Raw genomic sequence first — 18,388 nt, forward strand, 5'->3', positions numbered from 1 at the left:
GGGCCGTTTAGCCACAAAGGTTGAATGCCTTCAAACTGGTCCAGTTCTCCAGTTGACCGCAAGCTGCGGATTTATAATCTCGTAGAGAGGCCAATTCACACGAACAACCCCATAGGCCTCCGGGAGATCGATAATGCTCCTATTAACGCTTGCTCTGCTCGCTCCAGCCCCGCTCCAGACAAATCCGGCAGAGCGACAATGTTATAATGAGGTTCTTCCCCCGTGGTGGAATAACTCAGATTTTCCGGACTGGGACTGCGACCCCATGGGAGAGCCACCACCGCCACCACCGCCGCCGCCGCCGCCGCCGCCGCCCAACAATTAAACGCAGGTCCGCGAAGACTGCCCTTCGCGGACCACCCTAAACGTCGTTCATTTCATGCGTATCGCAACTAAGCATTTTAGGTCAAAAATTGACTTATTATAAGTAATAATTGCAAGGTATCTTTATAATCTCGCTGAACGATACTTGGATCTGGAATATTCTCACTATGCGCAAAAAACTAAACATTCATATTATTTATGCCATTGGGAAGCTCATTTAGCCGAAAGCCTGCTTTCCGGCGCGGCGAACGCGTGAATTTGCGCCCATTTACTACCGCATCGTCTACACCGTGCTGAACCTCGGTAAAATCCCATACGACCACCCTGAAGGGATTGATGAATCCAAGGACCTGTTTGTAAGGTTTGGACCCGCAGGCTTGGGCGCACGCGCCGCCAACCCCACCCCAACCAAAAAACAGAACATTTAAGGATCAACATCGCCCCCTACCCGCGCTATATCGGCGCGCGATGCTGACTGCGCTCTCCATTCGCGACGTGGTGCTGATCGAGGCGCTCGACCTCGAATTCGGGGCCGGGCTCGACGTGCTGACCGGAGAGACCGGGGCGGGCAAGTCGATCCTGCTCGATGCGCTCGGCCTCGCGCTCGGCGGGCGCGGCGACAGCGGCCTCGTCCGCCACGGCGCGGCGCAGGCGACCGTCACCGCGACCTTCGACCCGCCCACCGGCGCCTTGCGCGCGCTGCTCGACGACAATGGCATCGACGTGGAGCCGAGAGAACCGCTCATCGTCCGCCGCCTCGTCAAGGCGGATGGCGGCAGCCGCGGTTTCGTCAACAACCAGCCCGCCGGCGCCGCGCTGCTGCGCGAGATGGCGCCGATGCTGGTCGAGATCCACGGCCAGCACGACGATCGCGGCCTGCTCAACCCGCGCGGCCACCGCGCGCTGCTCGACGCGTTCGGCCGCGTCGACGCCGCCGACACCGCGCTCGCCTGGGCCGCCTATCGCGATGCGGAGAGCAAACTCGCCGCCGCGCGCGCCGAAATCGAAAGCGCGGCGCGCGACCGCGAATGGCTGGAACACGCCGTCGCCGAACTCGCCGCGCTCGCCGCCGAACCCGGCGAGGAGGAAGCGCTCGCCGACAAGCGCCGCGGCATGCAGCGCGCGGAGAAGATCGCCGGCGAACTCGCCGCGATCGACGATTATCTCGACGGATCGGACGGTGCGCTGTCGCGCCTGCGCCAGGCGGCGCGCGTGCTGGAACGGATCGCGGAGGATCACCCTGCGCTCGCCGAGGCGCTCGCCGCGATCGACCGCGCGGTGATCGAGGCGTCGGTGGCGGAGGACCGCCTGCGCGAGGCGCATGGCGCGCTCGCCTTCGACCCGCGCTCGCTGGAAGAGGACGAGGCGCGATTGTTCGACCTGCGCGGCATGGCGAGGAAGCATCGCGTCCAGCCCGACGACCTGCCCGCGCTCGCCGCCGAGCTGTGCGAGCGGCTCGACCGGCTGGAGGCGGGCGAGGGCGGCATCGCATTGCTCGAGGCCGCGGTCGCCGCCGCCCGCGCGGATTATGAAGCCGCCGCCGACATCCTCTCGGCGCGCCGTCATGCTGCCGCCGAGCGGCTCGACGCCGCGGTCGCGGGCGAACTCGCGCCCTTGAAGCTCGACGCCGCGCGCTTCCGCACCGTGGTACAGACCTTAGGTGCGGAGGGCTGGGCCGCGCACGGCAAGGACCGCGTCGAGTTCGAGATCGCGACCAACCCCGGCGCGCCCTTCGCACCGCTGGCGAAGATCGCATCGGGCGGCGAATTGTCGCGCTTCATTCTCGCGCTCAAGGTTGCGCTGGCGGAGGAAGGCGGCGCGGCGACGATGATCTTCGACGAGATCGATCGCGGCGTCGGCGGCGCGGTGGCGAGCGCGATCGGCGAACGCCTCGCGCGGCTCGCCGAACACACGCAATTGCTCGTCGTCACCCATTCGCCGCAGGTCGCGGCGCGCGGCGCCGAGCATCTGCTCATCGCCAAGAGCCACGATGGCACCGTCACCCGCACCGGCGTGCGCGTGCTCGGCGAGGCCGAACGCCGCGAGGAGATCGCGCGCATGTTGTCCGGCGCGACGGTGACCGACGAGGCGCGCGCCCAGGCCGAACGGTTGCTGGAAACCGCCTGAACCATTTTCCTACATCGGTTCGTTATGCTATGACGGGCGAACCGGATTGGTTCTTTCTCAGCATTGATCGTATCGTGCGCATACCCGCAAGGACATTGCGCGAGTTGGTGTCAATTTTGTCAAGACTCGCCGATTTGCGAAGATAATCCAGTCACTTGACCCAATGCCATGCCCAAGCCCCGGGCACGACATGGCTCCCCTCCCGCTCGCGGGAGGGGCCGGGGGTGGGCCCAAACCTCGTAGAGACACAGCTTGCGGCCACCCGTAATCCCTCCCGCAAGCGAAAAGGGGAACGTCCGCTCAGATCGCGCCCGTGCCGCCATTCGCGCCGAACACGCTTCCGGTCGTGAAGCTCACCGTCGGATCGGCCAGCGTCACGTACAGCGCCGCCAGTTCCGCCGGCTGGCCCGCCCGGCCGAGCGGCGTGTCCTGCCCGAATTCGCCGAGCTTGCCGGGCAGTTGCCCGCCCGCGACCTGCAACGGCGTCCACACCGGCCCCGGCGCGACCGCGTTGACGCGGATGCCCTTGCCCGCCAGCTGCTTCGCCAGTCCCTTGGTGAAGATCAGGATGCCGCCCTTCGTCGTCGCATAGTCGAGCAGTTCCTCGCCCGGGTTGACCGAATTGACCGACGCGGTGTTGATGATCGCCGCCCCCGGCTTCATCAACGGCACCACCGCCTTCGACAGGTGGAACATCGCATACAGGTTGGTCTTCATCGTGCGGTCGAACTGCTCGGCCGAAATGTCGAGGATCGACGCCTTCGACTGCTGATAGGCGGCGTTGTTGACCAGGATGTCGAGACCGCCGAGTTCGCGATGCGCGCGGGCGATGAGGTCGCGGCAGAATTTCTCGTCGGTCAGGTCGCCGGGGATCAGCGCGACCTTGCGCCCCTCGCCGCGCAGCAACCGCGCGACGTCCTGCGCATCGGGCTCCTCGCTGGGATGATAATTGAGCGCGACGTCCGCGCCCTCCCGGGAAAAGGCGATCGCGGCGGCGCGGCCGATCCCCGAATCGCCGCCGGTGACCAGAGCCTTGCGCCCCGCCAGCCGCCCCGACCCGCGATAGCTCGTCTCGCCGCAATCGGGCACCGGGTGCATGTCGCGCTGGAGCGCGGGCCACGCCTGGCGCTGCTCGGGAAACGGCTCGCTGGTGTAGCGGGTCTTGGGGTCTGCCTGCGCCGGGGCGCTGCCCTGCGCCAGCGTGGGCGCCGCGGCGGCGGCAAGCCCCGTGGCGGCGGCGCCCTTGAACACGTCGCGGCGGTTGGTCTGGTCGGTCACGCGGCTATCTCCCGGAAATATCGAAAGGAACAGCGCGCCGCGCCGCGCATGGTTCATCGCGGGTCAGGATTATTCGGCGCGCCGCCCTTGCGCGCCGCAGCGGGGAGCGCGACGACGAGGGCATGGCCGGCCGGGACCTCGAATCGCGTATCGCGCTGGCGATGCTGCCGCTGGGCGTCGTGCTCGCGCTCGCTTCGGCGATCGGCTTCATCGCGGTGGCCGTGCTGGCGGTCGACATGCTCTTTCACCCGCGCGACGATGCGCGCTGGTGGCTCGGCTGGTGCCTCGTCGCCGCGGTTGGCGCGGCGTGGAACACGCGCCGGGCGCTGGAGGTGATGGCGACGTTCGACTGGCGCGTCGCGCTGCCCGTCGTCGCGCTCTCCGCCGCGATCCTCGCCGCCTATCCCGGCTGGTGGCTGTAGCCGCTTGCCGGACCGGACCGCCCTATCCTAGGCCGCCTGCCCATGACCGACGCGAAATCCGCCGACCTGCCCGCCACCGACCAGGAAGCCGCCGCCCAGCTGGAGTCGCTCGCCGCCGAGATCGCGCACCACAATCGCCGCTATCACGCGGAGGATGCGCCCGAGATCAGCGACGCGGCCTATGACGCGCTCGTCCGTCGCAATGCCGCGATCGAGGCCGCCTTCCCGCACCTGATCCGTGCCGATTCGCCCGGCCGGCTCGTCGGCGCCGCGCCATCGGGACACCTCGCCAAGGTCGCGCACGCGCGGCCGATGATGAGCCTCGACAACGCCTTCTCCGATGAGGAGGTCGCCGAATTCGTCGCCCGCGTGCGCCGCTTCCTGCGCCTCGCCGACGACGAGGCCGTCGCGCTGACCGCGGAGACGAAGATCGACGGCCTGTCCTGCTCGCTGCGCTACGAGGGGCGGCGGCTGGTGCAGGCGCTGACCCGCGGCGACGGCGCGGTCGGCGAGGACGTGACGGAGAATGTCCGCACGATTGCCGACATCCCCGCAACGCTTCCCGCCGACGCCCCCGACGTGTTCGAGATCCGCGGCGAGGTCTATATGGCCAAGGCCGACTTCGCCGCGCTCAACCGCCGCCTTTCGGAAGAAGCCGCAGCGACGGGCAGGGAGGCGCGCCAGTTCGCCAACCCGCGCAACGCCGCCGCCGGCTCGCTGCGCCAGAAGGACGCCGCCGTCACCGCCAGCCGGCCGCTCAAGTTCTTCGCGCACGGCTGGGGCGAGGTATCCGCGCTCCCCGCCGACACGCAGAGCAGCGTCGTCGCCGCGATCCGCCGCTGGGGCCTGCCGATCGCCGACGGCTTCACCTGCGCTGTGACGGTCGAGGACGCGCTCGCCGCCTATCGCGCGATCGAGGCGCAGCGCGCCGACCTGCCCTTCGACATCGACGGCGTCGTCTATAAGGTCGACCGGCTCGACTGGCAGCAGCGCCTCGGCCAGGTCGCGCGCGCGCCGCGCTGGGCGATCGCGCACAAATTCCCTGCCGAACGCGCGCAGACGACGCTTAATGCGATCGACATCCAGGTCGGCCGCACCGGCAAGCTCACCCCCGTCGCACGGCTGGAGCCCGTCACCGTCGGCGGCGTCGTCGTCACCAACGCGACGCTGCACAATGCCGACGAGATCGGCCGGCTGGGCGTCCACCCCGGCGACCGCGTCGTGTTGCAGCGTGCGGGCGACGTCATCCCGCAGATCGTCGACAATCTGTCGCGCGACGACACGCGCCAACCCTGGCCCTTCCCCACCCATTGCCCCGAATGCGGATCGGCGGCGGAACGCGCACCCGGCGAGGTCGACTTCCGCTGTTCGGGCGGCCTCATCTGTCCCGCGCAACGCGTCGAGCGGCTGCGCCATTTCGTCTCGCGCCACGCGCTCGATATCGAGGGGCTGGGCATCACCAATATCGAAAGCTTCTTCCGCGATTCGCTGATCCAGACGCCCGCCGACATCTTCCGCCTGACCGAGGAGACATTGCTCGCGCGCGAGCGCTGGGCGGCGGTGTCGGCGCGCAACCTGATCGCCGCGATCGACGCGAAGCGCGCGCCGCCGCTCGACCGTTTCCTGTTCGCGCTCGGCATCCGCCACGTCGGCGAGGTGACGGCGCGCGACCTTGCCCGCCGCTGGACGAGCTGGGCGGCGCTCATGGAGATGATCGACCGCGCGATCGCGCTGCGCGACGCGACGCCGCCCGCGATCGGCGAGGGCGAGGACAAGCATCTCGCGCGCGTCGCGAAAGCGCTGGCCGGCGTCGTCGACACGAAGCAGGTCGGGCCGGAGGTCGCGCTCGCGCTCGTCGACTTCTTCGCCGAACCGCACAATCGCGACGCGGTCGGCGATCTGCTGCGCGAGGTCACGCCCGCCGATGTCGTCTGGCAGACGCGCGAATCGCCGGTCAGCGGCAAGACGATCGTGTTCACCGGCAAGCTCGAAACGCTCAGCCGCGACGAGGCGAAGGCACAGGCCGAGGCGCTCGGCGCGCGCGTCGCGGGCTCGGTGTCGGCGAAGACCGACCTCGTCGTCGCGGGCGCGGATGCGGGCTCGAAGCTGAAGAAGGCGGCCGACCTGGGCGTGACGGTGATGAGTGAGGCGGAGTGGAACGCAATGGTGCTGGAGAGCGACGGCTCCTAAGCCTGCGCGTACGCTTTGCGGCCGATGCGACCCCATTGGTTAGCGAAGCGTTGCGTTTTTGCAACGCAAAACGACCAACATGACGGGATCGACACGCGCGACTCGCCATTGTCACAGAACAGAAATATCCCCGGCGCAAGGGCGCGAGCGACGGCAAACATGCTGGCCGCGATTCCGAGCACAAAGCTCAAAAGGGGACATTCTTCGATGCGAAACAACCTTTTCCTGGGTGTGGCTGCGGTCGCGCTCATCGCACCGGCGGCCGCGTCCGCGCAGGAGACGACGTCGGTCGTCCGCGGCACCGTGACCGTCGCCGGCGCGCCGGTCGCCGGCGCGACGGTGGTGACCACGAACACCGCCACCGGCGCACGCACCGAAACGACGACGGCAACGGACGGCAGCTTCAGCCAGGCGGGCCTCGCCCCCGGCGGCCCCTACAGCGTCGAGATCACCAGCCCGCAGGGTTCGACCACGGTCACCGACATCAACCTGGTGGCGCAGCAGGCGTTCGATCTGCCGGTCGAACTGGCCGCGGCCGGTGGCGATCAGGGCGGCGACATCGTCGTGCGCGCCTCGTCGATTGCGGGCGCCGGCAATATCTCGGGCGGGCTGCGTACCGTTCTGACCGCCACCGACATTCGCAAGGTCGCTTCGGTCAACCGTGACGTCCGTGACCTTGAGCGCCGCGATCCGCTCGCCACGCTCGACCTGTCGAACAGCCGCGCGGTCAGCTTCGCCGGCGTCAATCCGCGCTTCAACCGCTTCACCATCAACGGCGTGCAGATTGGTGACAACTTTGGCCTGAACTCCGATGCCAATCCGACCGGCCGCGGCCCCGTGCCGTTTGACGGCATCAGCCAGTTTTCGGTCTCGATTGCGCCGGCCGACATCCGCCAAGGCAATTTCCAGGGCGGCGCGATCGACACAGTGCTCAAGTCGGGCACCAACGAGTTCCACGGCACTGGCTTTTATTCGGAAAGCCGCGATACGATGCAGGGCGACCGCATCGGGTCAAACCTGTTCGTCAAGCCAAAGTACAACTCAAAGACCTACGGCGTCGAACTCGACGGTCCGCTGATCGCCGACAAATTGTTCTTCATGGTCGCCGCGGAGCGCAACACCGATCCGCGTGCGCTCGCTGTTTCGAGCATCGGCCAGGTCCCCGGTCTGACCGCCGCGCAGGTGGCGCAGGTGCAGAGCATTGCGCAGAACGTCTACAACTACAACGCCGGTGGCGTCGTCTCGCTCAACCAGCAGAAGGACGAGAAGATCGTCGGTCGGATCGACTGGAACATTACGACCGGCCAGCGACTGTCGCTGTCGTATATCAATGCGTACGAATCCAGCACCAACGCGCCGAACAACAGCATCTCGAATACCAGCCCGTCGCTTGGGCTCGCGTCGAACGACTACCAGCGTAGCGTCCTTCTGCGCGCCGGTATCGCGCAGCTAAACTCCGACTGGACGGACCAGTTCTCGACAGAAGCGCGCTTCCTCTACAAGTCCAACCTCGTCACGCAGGCGCCGCTCAACGGTCTCGGCTTCGCCCAGTTCCGCGTCTGCACCGACCCTACCAGCGTCAATGCCACTGTCGGCGGCGTTGCCAACAGCATCACGAACTGCGGCAACAATCCAGTCGTTGTATTCGGCCCAGACAACAGCCGCCAATCGAACGAGTTGTTCTTTGATACGTGGGGCGGCTCGATCCAGGCGCGCTACAATACTGCTGGTCATGACGTGAAGATCCTGGCGGAATACAACCGCAACCGGACCACCAACTTCTTCCTGCAGAATTCGGCGGGCAATTATTATTTCGACTCCCTCGCCGACTTCCAGAACCGCAACGCCGCCAGCCTGTCCTACGCCAACGCCGTGTCGCTGAACACGCGCGATGTCACGTCCAACTTCAAGTATGACCAGTGGACGTTCGGTATCCAGGACACGTGGTCGATCACCGACACCCTCGATTTCACCTATGGCGTGCGGTACGACCTGTATGGCATGCGCTCGGCCGTCGCTGCGAATAATGCTTATTTCTCGCGCTTCGGCTTCTACAACACGCAGACCTACAAGGGCCTCGACAACTTCCAGCCGCGCCTGAGCTTCAACTGGAAGCCTGACACGCATCTGCGCGTCCGCGGCACGGCAGCGGTCTTTGGCGGCGGTTCGCCTGATATCTATCTGTCAAACAGCTATTCGAACACCGGCGTGCTCTCGAACGGCTTCACGATCAACCGTTCGCTCGCCCTCCCGACGGCGGCCAACGGCGGCTTCACCACGCTGGGCTGCGCCGCGCCGTTCAACACCGCGACGGGCAATCCGTCGGGCACCTCGGTCTGCACCACCGCGCTCAACGGCGTGACCGGCACAAGCATTCCGGGCGTCGTCAACACCTATCTGTCGACCAACACCGGGTCGCTGCTCACCGCCTCGACCTCGTCCTTGTCGCAGAACTTCCGCCCGCCGTCGGTGATGAAGCTCAACCTGTCGGCCGACTACACCCTGGCCGGCTTCACCTTCGGCCTCGATTATCTGCACACCAAGACGATCCAGGGCGTCAGCTTCACCGACCTGCGCTCGCGCGTCGTTGGCGTGCTGCCCGATGGGCGTCCGCGCTACACGTTCGTGACCACACCTGGTGCCGGTACGCAGACGGCGGACAACAACGCCGACTACCTGCTGTACAACGACAGCCGCGGTGTTTCGAACATCCTCGTGGCGCGCTTCGACAAGCAGTTCGACTGGGGCCTGTCGTTCGGCGGCAGCTACGCCCGCCAGTGGGTTAAGGACGTCAGCCCGGCGACCTCGTCGACCCCGGGTTCGCTCTATTCGAACGCGGCGAAGGCCGATCCGAACTTCCCGGCCTATGGCACGTCGAACGACGAGACGACCTGGGCGTTCAAGTACAACCTCGGCTTCGACCACGCCTTCTTCGGCGACTACAAGACCACGTTCCAGCTGTTCGGCGAAACCCGCGCGGGCCGTCGCTATAGCTACACGATGATCGACACGGCGCCTCCGGGCGTCAGCAATTGTAACCGCACCTGCACCTTCGGCACGACTGGCAACAACAACGCCTTCCTGCTGTACGTGCCGACCGGTGCGGCCGACAGCCGCGTCGTCTATGATAGCGTTGCGACGCAGACCGCGCTCGAAGGCCTGATCACCGGTTCCGTGCTGAAGGACTATCGCGGCAAGGTCGCGCCGAAGAACATCGCCCGCAGCCGTGCGTTCACGCGCATCGATCTGCACGTCGAACAGGAACTGCCGACCTTCATCGGCAAGTCGCGCCTGTCGATCTTCGGCGACATCGAGAACCTGCCGAACCTGATCAACCACAATTGGGGCGGCCTGCGCCAGCTCGGCTTCCCCTACACGGCCTCGGTGATCCGCGTGCAGTGCCTCCAGGCGGCAGCGGCGGCGACCAACGGCGTCGAGAATGCCGCGGCTGCCAATGCGGCCTACTCGACCTCGGCGGCGACGCAGTGCGCACAGTATCGGTACAGCTCGTACCAGGCACCGCAGGATCAGGTGGTGAACACCGCCAACTCGCTCTACCTGATCCGCGTCGGCGCGCGCTTCTCGTTCTAAGCATCGCCTGACGACCGATCCGGTCGAAAGCTCGGGGCCGCCGTTCCATCCGGAACGGCGGCCCTTCTGTTTTGCGAACCGGCCCGCGCCGGTGTAGAGGGCTGCGCGACATGGCGACCCTTCCCGCCCCGCAGCGCCCCGCGCTCAACGTACGCCCCTTCTTCGAGGACAAGGCCCGCGCCTTCTGGACGCTGCAGGCGGCCGGGTGGACCGGCTATCTGCTGCTGCGCGGTGCCTCGACGCTGTCGAACCTGTCGGTGAAGGCGGTGATCCCTGTCATCGTCGAGGCGATCGTCGGCTATTGCATCACGCTGCTGCTCTCGACGCTCTACGGCTATTACCGCTCGCTGCCGCGATTGGGCGGTGTGCTGCTCACCGTGCTCACCCTGCTCGGCGCGGTCGTCTTCTACGCGCTGATCGTGTCGATCGCCTTTTCGCTGGTACGCGACGACCGTGCGGCGGTGACGATCGTCGGGCTGTTCGGCGCGATCTTTGTCGCGTTCATCGTGCTCACCGGTTGGTCGGCGCTGTATTTCGGCATCAATTTCTACCTGATCGTCGAACAGCAGATCGACGAGATGCACATATTGGAGAACCAGGCATCCTTGGCGCAGCTCGCGATGCTGCGCTACCAGCTCAATCCGCATTTCCTATTCAACACGCTCAATTCGATTTCGACGCTCGTCCTGCTCAAGCAGACGGAGCGTGCGAACGCGATGTTGAGCCGTTTGTCGTCCTTCCTGCGTTATACGCTCGCCAACGAGCCCACCGCCCATGTCACGGTCGCGCAGGAGGTCGAAACGTTGAAGCTGTACCTCGAGATCGAGAAGATGCGCTTCGAAGAGCGTCTGCGCCCGATCTTCGACATCGATCCGCGCGCCGAACGCGCGCGCCTGCCCTCGCTGCTGCTCCAGCCTTTGGTCGAAAATGCGATCAAATATGCCGTCACACCGCAGGAGGAAGGTGCCGAAATCTGCGTGCGCGTGCGACTGGCCGGGGACCGGGTGCAGATCGGCGTATCCGACACCGGGCCGGGCTTGCACGAAACGCGCGTGATGCCCAGCCTTTCAACCGGCGTGGGTCTCACCAATATCAGGGAGAGGCTGGTGCAGGCCTATGGCCCGGACCACCGCTTCGAGACGCGTACCACGCCGGCTGGCGGGTTCTCGGTGGATATCGAGATTCCCTTTCAGCTCGACGATGTCAGTAGAGAGGCCGCATGACGATCAGAACGATCCTGGTGGACGACGAACCGCTCGCGATCCAGGGATTGGAGCTCCGGCTCCAAGCGCACGATGATGTCGAGATCATCGAGAAATGCTCCAACGGACGCGAGGCGATCCGGGCGATCAAGACGCACAAGCCCGACCTCGTCTTCCTCGATATCCAGATGCCCGGCTTCGACGGCTTTTCCGTCGTCCAGGGCCTGATGGAGGTTGAACCGCCACTGTTCGTGTTCGTGACCGCCTATTCCGACCACGCGCTGCGTGCGTTCGAGGCGCAGGCGGTCGATTACCTCATGAAACCTGTCGAGGAAGCCCGCCTCGCCGACACGCTCGACCGCGTCCGCCAGCGGCTTTCGGAAAAGCGCGGCGTCGAGGAGGTCGAGAAGCTGAAGGAAGTGCTGGCGGAGCACGCGCCCGAAGCCGCGGCGGACATCGCCGACGGCGGGAGTGACGGCGTCGCGGCGAACCGGTTCGAAAAGCTCATCAACATCAAGGATCGCGGCCAGATCTTCCGCGTCGACGTCGACACGATCGAGCGGATCGATGCGGCGGGCGATTACATGTGCATCTACACCGGCGACAACACGCTGATCCTGCGCGAGACGATGAAGGATCTCGAAAAGCGGCTCGACCCGCGCCGGTTCCAGCGCGTTCACCGCTCGACGATCGTCAATCTCGACCTGGTCAAGCAGGTGAAGCCGCATACCAACGGTGAATGCTTCCTGGTGCTCGATTCCGGCGCCAGTGTGAAGGTCAGCCGCAGCTATCGCGACGTCGTCGCGCGCTTCGTCCACTGATTGCGCGAGCGGGGCGGACTCGCCCCGCCGCCTCCTCAGCGCTCGCCGAGCACCCGCGTGATCTGCGCCGCGGTATAGGGCTTGGCGACGAACACGCCGCCCGGCGGCAGATCGGCGTCCGGGATGCGGCAGGCCCCCGATGTCACGACGATCTTGAGTTCCGGCCGATCCGCCCGCAGCCTGTGTGCCAGAGCCAGCCCGTCGACGTCACCCGGCATCCGCACGTCGGTAAACACCGCCACTACCTTTGGCTCGCGTTCGAGCAGGTCGAGCGCCTCCTGCGCGTCGGATGCCTCGAGGACGGCAAAGCCCGCCTCTTCGAGCGCGAGATTGGCATGGACCCGGAGCAGGGCCTGATCGTCGACAACGAGTATGCGGGGACGGGGGGCAGTGGTCATGGCAATACAACCATTCTGACCAAAATCACGTTCCGATCCGCTTATCGTTATCGTCCTCAACCGGTCGTTAACTGCGATGGCCCGCCTTGCGCGCGGGCCATCGTCGTCACGGGTCAAAGCGCGCGTCGGCCGGTGAACAACTGGATCAGACCGACGATGATCGCGATCACGAGCAGAATGTGGATCAGCCCGCCCGCGATGTGCAGCGAAAAGCCCAGCAGCCACAGGATGAGCAGGATGACGGCGATCGTCCAGAGCATGGTTCAGGTCCCCTTCCAACATGCGACGACGTCTACCGCCCTCGCGTGGCAACAAAACGTTACGCATCCGTGCTATGTTCCGCGACGATTGCTAAACCTCGGTTAGCTTTGGGTTTTTGCGCGACATCGCCGGCGATTCTGGATCGGAGGCGGTGCCGGCACGTTCCCACGTCAGCAGAAGATTACGCAGGATCGCCCAGCAATGTCCTGGCGCGCGCGGCGAGGCGATCGACCGCGGCGTCGTGGATGCCGGGCGCCGCGGCGAGTACGCCGAACGCGCGGGCATCCGCCGTGTTGAACCGCAACGGCATGCCCAAGGCATCGCCGATGCCCGCCCCCGCCTCTGCCGCGATCAGCGCCGCGGCGGCAATGTCCCATTCGTTGCCCCAGCGCAACGTCGCGACGAGGTCGGCCTCGTCCGCCGCGACCATCGCGATGCGCAGCGCGATCGAATTGGGCTTGTGCACCGGCGTCAGGTCGCGATCCGCCTTGGGCAGCGCATCCGTCGGCACGCGGGCGCCGGGCAGCGACGTGCGCGTGCCGGCCCGCAATCGCACGCCGTTGCGCCAGGCCCCCGTTCCGACGGTCGCGCACCAGCGTTCGCGCCGGGCGGGCGCGTCGAGTACGCCGATCGTCGCCTGCCCGTCCTCGACCAGCGCGACCGACACCGCCCAGCCGTCGCGACCGCGGATATAGTCGCGCGTCCCGTCGATCGGATCGACCACCCAGACGCGCGCGCAGCCCAGGCGATCGGCATTGTCCACGCTTTCTTCCGATAGCCAGCCGGCGTCGGGCAGCAACGCGGCGAGGCGCACGCGCAGCATCGCATCGACGTCGAGGTCGACCTCGCAGACCGGGCTGCCCGGCGTCTTTTCCCAACGCCGGAAATCGGTCCGCCACCGGGCGAGCGCCATCTGCCCCGCCTCTGCGGCGACGTTCGCGACGGCGCGCGTCAGGTCGGCGCGGGCATCAGCCACCCGCGACCATCATCCCGTCGACCCGCAACGTCGGTACGTTGGTGCCGTAGCGGAACTCCAGATCGTTCGCCGGCGTCAGCGCCAGGAACATGTCCCGAAGGTTGCCGGCGATCGTGAATTCGGCGATCGGGGTCGTCACGACGCCGTTTTCGATGCGGAAACCGGCCGCGCCGCGGCTGTAATCGCCGGTCACCGGATTGACGCCCTGCCCGATCAGTTCGGTGACGTAGACGCCGCTCGCGATGTCCTCGATCAGCGTCGCCGGCGGCAGCGCACCGGCCGCGATATACAGGTTGCTCGGCGAGACGCCCGGCCCGCCGCCGACACCCCGCGCCGCGTGGCCGGTCGGCTCCAGACCCAGCTGGCGCGCCGATGCGCTGTCGAGCAGCCACGTTTCCAGCATGCCGTCCGCGACCAATTGCATCGGCGAGACGGGCAGCCCCTCGCCATCGAACGGGCGCGAGCGCAGCCCGTGCGGGCGATGCGGGTCGTCGCAGATCGTCACGCCGTCGGCGAAGACGCGCGTGCCGAGCGCGTCGAGCAGGAAGCTCGTGCGCCGCGTGATCGCCTGCCCGGCGATCGCGCCGGAGAAATGGCCAAGCAGCGACGCGCCGACGCGGGGATCGAACACCACCGGCATCGCCCCGCTCGCGGCGCGACCCGGATTGACGCGCGCGACAACGCGGTCCCCTGCCCGTCGGCCGATCTCGCGCGCGGGCTCCAGATGCCGGCGATGGCGCGCGATATGGTGCGCATGGTCGCGCACCATGCCGCCCGCGACGTCGCCTGCCAGCACGCTCGCGGAGACGCTGTACGCGGTGGTCGCATAGGCGCCGGCGAACCCGGCGCTGGTGGCGAGCGCCCAGACGGAGCGCGAAGCGCTCGCGCCGGCGCCTTCGCTGTTGGTGACGCCCGCGACGCCGCGGGCGGCATCCTCCGCCTCGAGCGCGAGCGCCTTCAGGTCCGCTGGCCCCGCTGCACCGCCGTCGTCCAGATCGAGCAAAGGCGGCGCGCCATGCATCAACCGTTCGGCGGGGGCGAGCCCGGCCCAGCGATCCTCGGGCGCCTCGCGCGCCATCGCGACCGCCCGCTCGACCAGCGTCGCGATCGCGTCGGCGGAAAGGTCGGTCGTCGACACGCTTGCCGTGCGCTGCCCGACGAAGACCCTGAGCCCCATTTCCTCGCTTTCGGAGCGGCCGACATCCTCGACCGCACCAAGGCGCACCGACACGTCGAGCGAGGCATCGGCGGCAAAGACGGCATCCGCCGCATCGGCGCCGGCGGAGCGGGCACGGGCAACGATATCTGCGGCGCGTTCGCGCGCCTGGTCGGGGGTCAGCATGCGGTACGACTTAAGCGCGTGGTAGGGCGGATGCTAGGCCGCCGTGCATGCATAAAGGGCGGCCGCGCGATGCGGGATCGGGGCGCTTGGCCATGCCGCTCAATCCTTCAGCGGGTCGTGGCCCCAATTCATCAGCGAATAGCGCCAGTCGCTATGCGCGACGTCCTGCTTCGGTCCGCCCTGCGCCAGATGGCGCCGGACGTAGCCGACCACCTTCTTCATATGCGCATAATCGTCGTCGGTCAGATCGGCCTTATGCTTGTGCTTGATCGCGACGATGCGCCGGCCGGATTTGTGGCCGACGCTCTCGCCGCCCCCGTCGCCATCCTCGCCCTTCCAGCCGACCCGCTTGCTGTCGTTGGTCTCGAGAAAGCGTTCGAGCGCCGTCGGCGCCATGTTCACCGCGTCGCGGAAGTCGCGATAGATGTCGTCGTGCTGGTCGGTTTCGGTCACGCGTGTCTCTCCAGATGGATGTTCGCGGGGAAACGCCGGCCAGGACGATGCGGTTGCCGGGGCGTCAGCCGAGCATCCCGGCATAGCTTTGCGGCGGTACGGGCAGGACCAGCCGTGCCGCGACGCCCGCTAGCAGCACGAGCGCGAGCAGCACGACCATCGCCGGCCGCCAGCGCATGCGCCCGAGCAACACGCAACCGATCGCCGTCGCGACCATCGACCACAGATGATAGCGAAGGTCGGACGCGATGCTGAGCATTGCGAAACTGCCCTCCAGCGCCAGCGCGGACACGAACAGCGCGGCGGCGAGACGTCCCGCGCCGTCGTCGCGCCGCAACGCCGGCACCAGCCCGGCGAGCGCGACGACGATCCACACGACCGGCCAGCCGGGCGGCAGGTCGGTCAATGCCGCCGCCAGCCGCTGCCAGCGCTGCGCCGCCTCGCCGGGCTCCTCGAGGCCGAGCGTATTGGGTTCGTTCGAGGCGGGCGGCTCCGCACCGGGCCAGCGATGCGGCACCAGCCAGCGATCGGTGGAATCGAGGTGCGCGAGGCGGTGCGCGGCATAGGCGAGCGGGTGATGCACCGCGGCGAGCGCCCAACGCGCATAGAGCGTCGCCGGCGACAGCGCCGCAAGGCCTGCGACGTCACCCTGGCAGCGACGCTCCTCGCCTAGCGGATCCCAGAAATACGCACGCACGCACGCTTTGCGCCGCAGCGCGGCGATCGACCGGGGCGACAGGCCGGCATCGGTCGCGCCGCTCCTCACCGCGATCCCCGCCAGATCGTAGGTCGGCTGCGTCCGCTCGACGCCGCTGCGCGAGGCGCCGAGCAGATCGTGGTTGATCGGGGACGACAGGCCGATGGCGATCAGGATCGCCAGCAAGCTTCCCGCCACACCCAAGATCGCGTTTCGCGCACGCGGCACCCCCGTCTGCCGCCGCGCGAGCATCGCGGCGAACGGCACCACCGCGAACACGGCATTGGCGCGCACCAGCACCGCATAGCCGAGCAGGATGGCGACCGCCGCCCATGCCGCCTTGGGTAGCGGCTGTGCGCGCAGCCGCCACCAGCCGACGAGGCCCGTCGCCGCCAGCATCGCGCCCAGCATCTGCGTGTCCTTGAGCACCACCGGCTGCCAGCCGAGCAGCGGCGGCCACAAGGCGATCGCGAGCAGCGCCAGTGCGGCGCGCCGCCGCCCGGTCGCGGCGAGCGCGACGATCAGCGCGCCGAAGCCGATCCAATAGCCGGCCAGCTGCACCAGCATCATCGGCGCCTGCCCATGCGGACCGAACGCCGCCCACAGATGCGCCATGACCGGCGGATGCCAGTCCTCGTAACTGCCCGACAGCGCCTGTCTATACTGGCCGAGACTGTCGTATTGAACGTAGCCCGGCCAGAATAGCGCGATGCTGGCGAGGAAGAGCAGGGCCATGCCTGCCGCGATCCGCGCGGTGCCGGCGGTGAAGCGGGGAAGGCTCATGCACGCAACACGCATCGGCGCGCCCTGCCCTCACCCTTCCCATCGGGAAAGGGAGGGAGCGGCGGAGCCGCGGAAGGGTGAGGACGGTCCGACACCCGCGACTGCTCCCCGCCCTAGAAGTGCAGCGCGCGGCCGTAGGCGCTGAGCACGCTCTCGTGCATCATCTCGGACAAGGTCGGGTGCGCGAACACCGTTTCCATCAGCTCGTGTTCGGTCGTCTCGAGCTGGCGCGCGACGACATAGCCCTGGATCAGCTCGGTCACTTCCGCGCCGACCATGTGCGCACCGAGCAATTCGCCGGTCTTGGCGTCGAACACCGTCTTGATGAAGCCTTCCGCTTCGCCGAGCGCGATCGCCTTGCCGTTGCCGATGAAGGGGAATTTGCCGACCTTCACCTCGTGGCCGGCGTCCTTGGCCTTCGCCTCGGTCAGGCCGACGGAGGCGACCTGCGGGCGGCTGTAGGTGCAGCCAGGGATGTTCCACGTCTCGAACGGATGCGGGTCCTCGCCCGCGATCTTCTCGACGCACACGATGCCTTCGTGGCTCGCCTTGTGGGCCAGCCACGGCGCGCCGGTGACGTCGCCGATCGCGTAGATACCCTCCACGTTCGTGCGACCGAAACCGTCGACCTTGATATGGCCGCGATCCGTCTCGACGCCCAGCGCCTCCAGCCCGATATTCTCGGTGTTGGGCACGATGCCGATCGCGACGATCGCATGGCTGAACTCGGTCGAGGTGACCTTGCCGTCCGCGCCTTTGATCGCGGCGGTGACGCCGTTCGAACCGGGCTCCAGCTTCTCGAGACCCGACTTGGTCAGAATCTTGATGCCCTGCTTGGTCAGCGCCTTGGTCATGAACTCGCTGACTTCGGCGTCCTCGACGGGCAGGATGCGGTCGAGCATCTCGACGATCGTCACGTCGGCGCCCATGTCGTTGTAGAAGCTCGCGAATTCAACGCCGATCGCGCCCGATCCGATGACCAGCAGCTTGGTCGGCATCACCGGCGGCACCATCGCGTGGCGATACGTCCAGATGCGATTCCCATCCGTCTTGGCGAAGGGCAGGTCGCGCGCGCGCGCGCCAGTGGCGATCAGGATGTGCTTGGCAGCGAGATCGACCGTCTTGTCGCCCTGCTTGACCGACAGCGTGCCCCCGGACTTACCAGCGCCCGTCACCGTGCCAAAGCCTTCGACCACGGTCACCTTGTTCTTCTTCATCAGCCCCTTGACGCCGGCGTTGAGCTGGCCGGCCACCTTGCGGCTGCGATCGACGATCCTGCCGAGGTCAAACCCGACATTGTCCGCCTTCAACCCGTACGCGTCGGCGTGGGTCATATAATGGTAGATTTCCGACGTGCGCAGCAACGCCTTGGTCGGGATGCAGCCCCAGTTGAGGCAGATGCCGCCGAGCCGCTCGCGCTCGACGATCGCGACCTTCAGCCCGAGCTGGCTGGCGCGGATCGCCGCGACATAGCCGCCGGGGCCGGAGCCGAGGACGATGAGGTCATAGGTGTCAGCCATGAA

14 protein-coding genes are annotated in these 18,388 nt (G+C 67.1%); 6 read left to right on the forward strand and 8 right to left on the reverse strand.

All coding sequences use genetic code 11. From position 1 onward, the window contains the following. Positions 1-792 precede the first annotated feature (792 nt). Positions 793-2,451: a DNA repair protein RecN gene (recN, locus tag DM480_RS02810; protein WP_115377455.1), complete on the forward strand. Its 1,659-nt coding sequence runs from the start codon at positions 793-795 to the stop codon at positions 2,449-2,451. Between the two features lie 300 nt (positions 2,452-2,751). On the opposite strand, the gene DM480_RS02815 is transcribed toward recN, so the two are convergent. After that, positions 2,752-3,729: an SDR family oxidoreductase gene (locus DM480_RS02815; protein WP_115380720.1), complete on the reverse strand. Its 978-nt coding sequence runs from the start codon at positions 3,727-3,729 to the stop codon at positions 2,752-2,754. Between the two features lie 122 nt (positions 3,730-3,851). Between DM480_RS02815 and DM480_RS02820 the strand changes: the two genes are divergently transcribed. The 5 genes from DM480_RS02820 to DM480_RS02840 all read left to right on the forward strand — a co-directional run bounded on the left by DM480_RS02820 (position 3,852) and on the right by DM480_RS02840 (position 11,955). Then, positions 3,852-4,151: a hypothetical protein gene (locus DM480_RS02820; RefSeq protein WP_115377456.1), complete on the forward strand. Its 300-nt coding sequence runs from the start codon at positions 3,852-3,854 to the stop codon at positions 4,149-4,151. A 42-nt stretch (positions 4,152-4,193) separates the two neighbouring features. After that, positions 4,194-6,341 (forward strand): NAD-dependent DNA ligase LigA, encoded by a 2,148-nt coding sequence (ligA, locus tag DM480_RS02825; RefSeq protein WP_115377457.1) that lies wholly within the window; start codon positions 4,194-4,196, stop codon positions 6,339-6,341. A 207-nt stretch (positions 6,342-6,548) separates the two neighbouring features. Continuing rightward, positions 6,549-9,932 carry a TonB-dependent receptor gene (locus tag DM480_RS02830; RefSeq protein WP_115377458.1) on the forward strand — a complete coding sequence of 1,128 codons (3,384 nt, stop codon included), beginning with the start codon at positions 6,549-6,551 and terminating at the stop codon, positions 9,930-9,932. Between the two features lie 110 nt (positions 9,933-10,042). Beyond that, positions 10,043-11,155 (forward strand): sensor histidine kinase, encoded by a 1,113-nt coding sequence (locus DM480_RS02835; RefSeq protein WP_115377459.1) that lies wholly within the window; start codon positions 10,043-10,045, stop codon positions 11,153-11,155. Continuing rightward, complete coding sequence (locus DM480_RS02840) at positions 11,152-11,955, forward strand: LytR/AlgR family response regulator transcription factor (protein ID WP_115377460.1); 804 nt, start codon at positions 11,152-11,154, stop codon at positions 11,953-11,955. Before DM480_RS02835 ends, DM480_RS02840 begins: the two co-directional genes overlap by 4 nt. Positions 11,956-11,990: 35 nt before the next feature. Here DM480_RS02840 and DM480_RS02845 read toward each other — a convergent pair whose 3' ends face one another. The 7 genes from DM480_RS02845 to lpdA all read right to left on the reverse strand — a co-directional run bounded on the left by DM480_RS02845 (position 11,991) and on the right by lpdA (position 18,385). Beyond that, the gene (locus DM480_RS02845; protein WP_115377461.1) at positions 11,991-12,353 is read right to left on the reverse strand and encodes a response regulator; all 363 of its coding nucleotides are present in this window, start codon (positions 12,351-12,353) and stop codon (positions 11,991-11,993) included. 113 nt (positions 12,354-12,466) lie between these two features. Next, positions 12,467-12,613, reverse strand: coding sequence for a lmo0937 family membrane protein (locus DM480_RS02850; RefSeq protein ID WP_017978775.1), 147 nt, complete (start codon positions 12,611-12,613; stop codon positions 12,467-12,469). A 182-nt stretch (positions 12,614-12,795) separates the two neighbouring features. Continuing rightward, positions 12,796-13,590, reverse strand: coding sequence for an inositol monophosphatase family protein (locus tag DM480_RS02855; RefSeq protein WP_115377462.1), 795 nt, complete (start codon positions 13,588-13,590; stop codon positions 12,796-12,798). After that, positions 13,583-14,932, reverse strand: coding sequence for a TldD/PmbA family protein (locus DM480_RS02860; protein ID WP_115377463.1), 1,350 nt, complete (start codon positions 14,930-14,932; stop codon positions 13,583-13,585). Before DM480_RS02860 ends, DM480_RS02855 begins: the two co-directional genes overlap by 8 nt. Positions 14,933-15,031: 99 nt before the next feature. Next, entirely contained in the window at positions 15,032-15,385 is a 354-nt protein-coding gene (locus DM480_RS02865) for a DUF3140 domain-containing protein (RefSeq protein WP_232834098.1), read from the reverse strand. A gap of 64 nt (positions 15,386-15,449) precedes the next feature. Continuing rightward, positions 15,450-16,865 (reverse strand): hypothetical protein, encoded by a 1,416-nt coding sequence (locus DM480_RS02870; RefSeq protein ID WP_198665883.1) that lies wholly within the window; start codon positions 16,863-16,865, stop codon positions 15,450-15,452. A 113-nt stretch (positions 16,866-16,978) separates the two neighbouring features. Next, the gene (lpdA, locus tag DM480_RS02875) at positions 16,979-18,385 is read right to left on the reverse strand and encodes a dihydrolipoyl dehydrogenase (RefSeq protein WP_115377466.1); all 1,407 of its coding nucleotides are present in this window, start codon (positions 18,383-18,385) and stop codon (positions 16,979-16,981) included. Between the last annotated feature and the right edge of the window lie 3 nt (positions 18,386-18,388).

The sequence above is a fragment of the Sphingomonas sp. FARSPH genome (assembly GCF_003355005.1).
Lineage (GTDB): Bacteria > Pseudomonadota > Alphaproteobacteria > Sphingomonadales > Sphingomonadaceae > Sphingomonas.

Excerpts from the sequence above, each read along its gene's own strand:
- recN (WP_115377455.1), top strand. The coding sequence starts at position 793 with ATGCTGACTGCGCTCTCCATTCGCGACGTGGTGCTGATCGAGGCGCTC.
- DM480_RS02820 (WP_115377456.1), top strand. The coding sequence starts at position 3,852 with ATGGCCGGCCGGGACCTCGAATCGCGTATCGCGCTGGCGATGCTGCCG.
- ligA (WP_115377457.1), top strand. The coding sequence starts at position 4,194 with ATGACCGACGCGAAATCCGCCGACCTGCCCGCCACCGACCAGGAAGCC.
- DM480_RS02830 (WP_115377458.1), top strand. The coding sequence starts at position 6,549 with ATGCGAAACAACCTTTTCCTGGGTGTGGCTGCGGTCGCGCTCATCGCA.
- DM480_RS02835 (WP_115377459.1), top strand. The coding sequence starts at position 10,043 with ATGGCGACCCTTCCCGCCCCGCAGCGCCCCGCGCTCAACGTACGCCCC.
- DM480_RS02840 (WP_115377460.1), top strand. The coding sequence starts at position 11,152 with ATGACGATCAGAACGATCCTGGTGGACGACGAACCGCTCGCGATCCAG.
- DM480_RS02845 (WP_115377461.1), bottom strand. The coding sequence starts at position 12,353 with ATGACCACTGCCCCCCGTCCCCGCATACTCGTTGTCGACGATCAGGCC.
- DM480_RS02850 (WP_017978775.1), bottom strand. The coding sequence starts at position 12,613 with ATGCTCTGGACGATCGCCGTCATCCTGCTCATCCTGTGGCTGCTGGGC.
- DM480_RS02860 (WP_115377463.1), bottom strand. The coding sequence starts at position 14,932 with ATGCTGACCCCCGACCAGGCGCGCGAACGCGCCGCAGATATCGTTGCC.
- DM480_RS02870 (WP_198665883.1), bottom strand. The coding sequence starts at position 16,865 with ATGAGCCTTCCCCGCTTCACCGCCGGCACCGCGCGGATCGCGGCAGGC.
- lpdA (WP_115377466.1), bottom strand. The coding sequence starts at position 18,385 with ATGGCTGACACCTATGACCTCATCGTCCTCGGCTCCGGCCCCGGCGGC.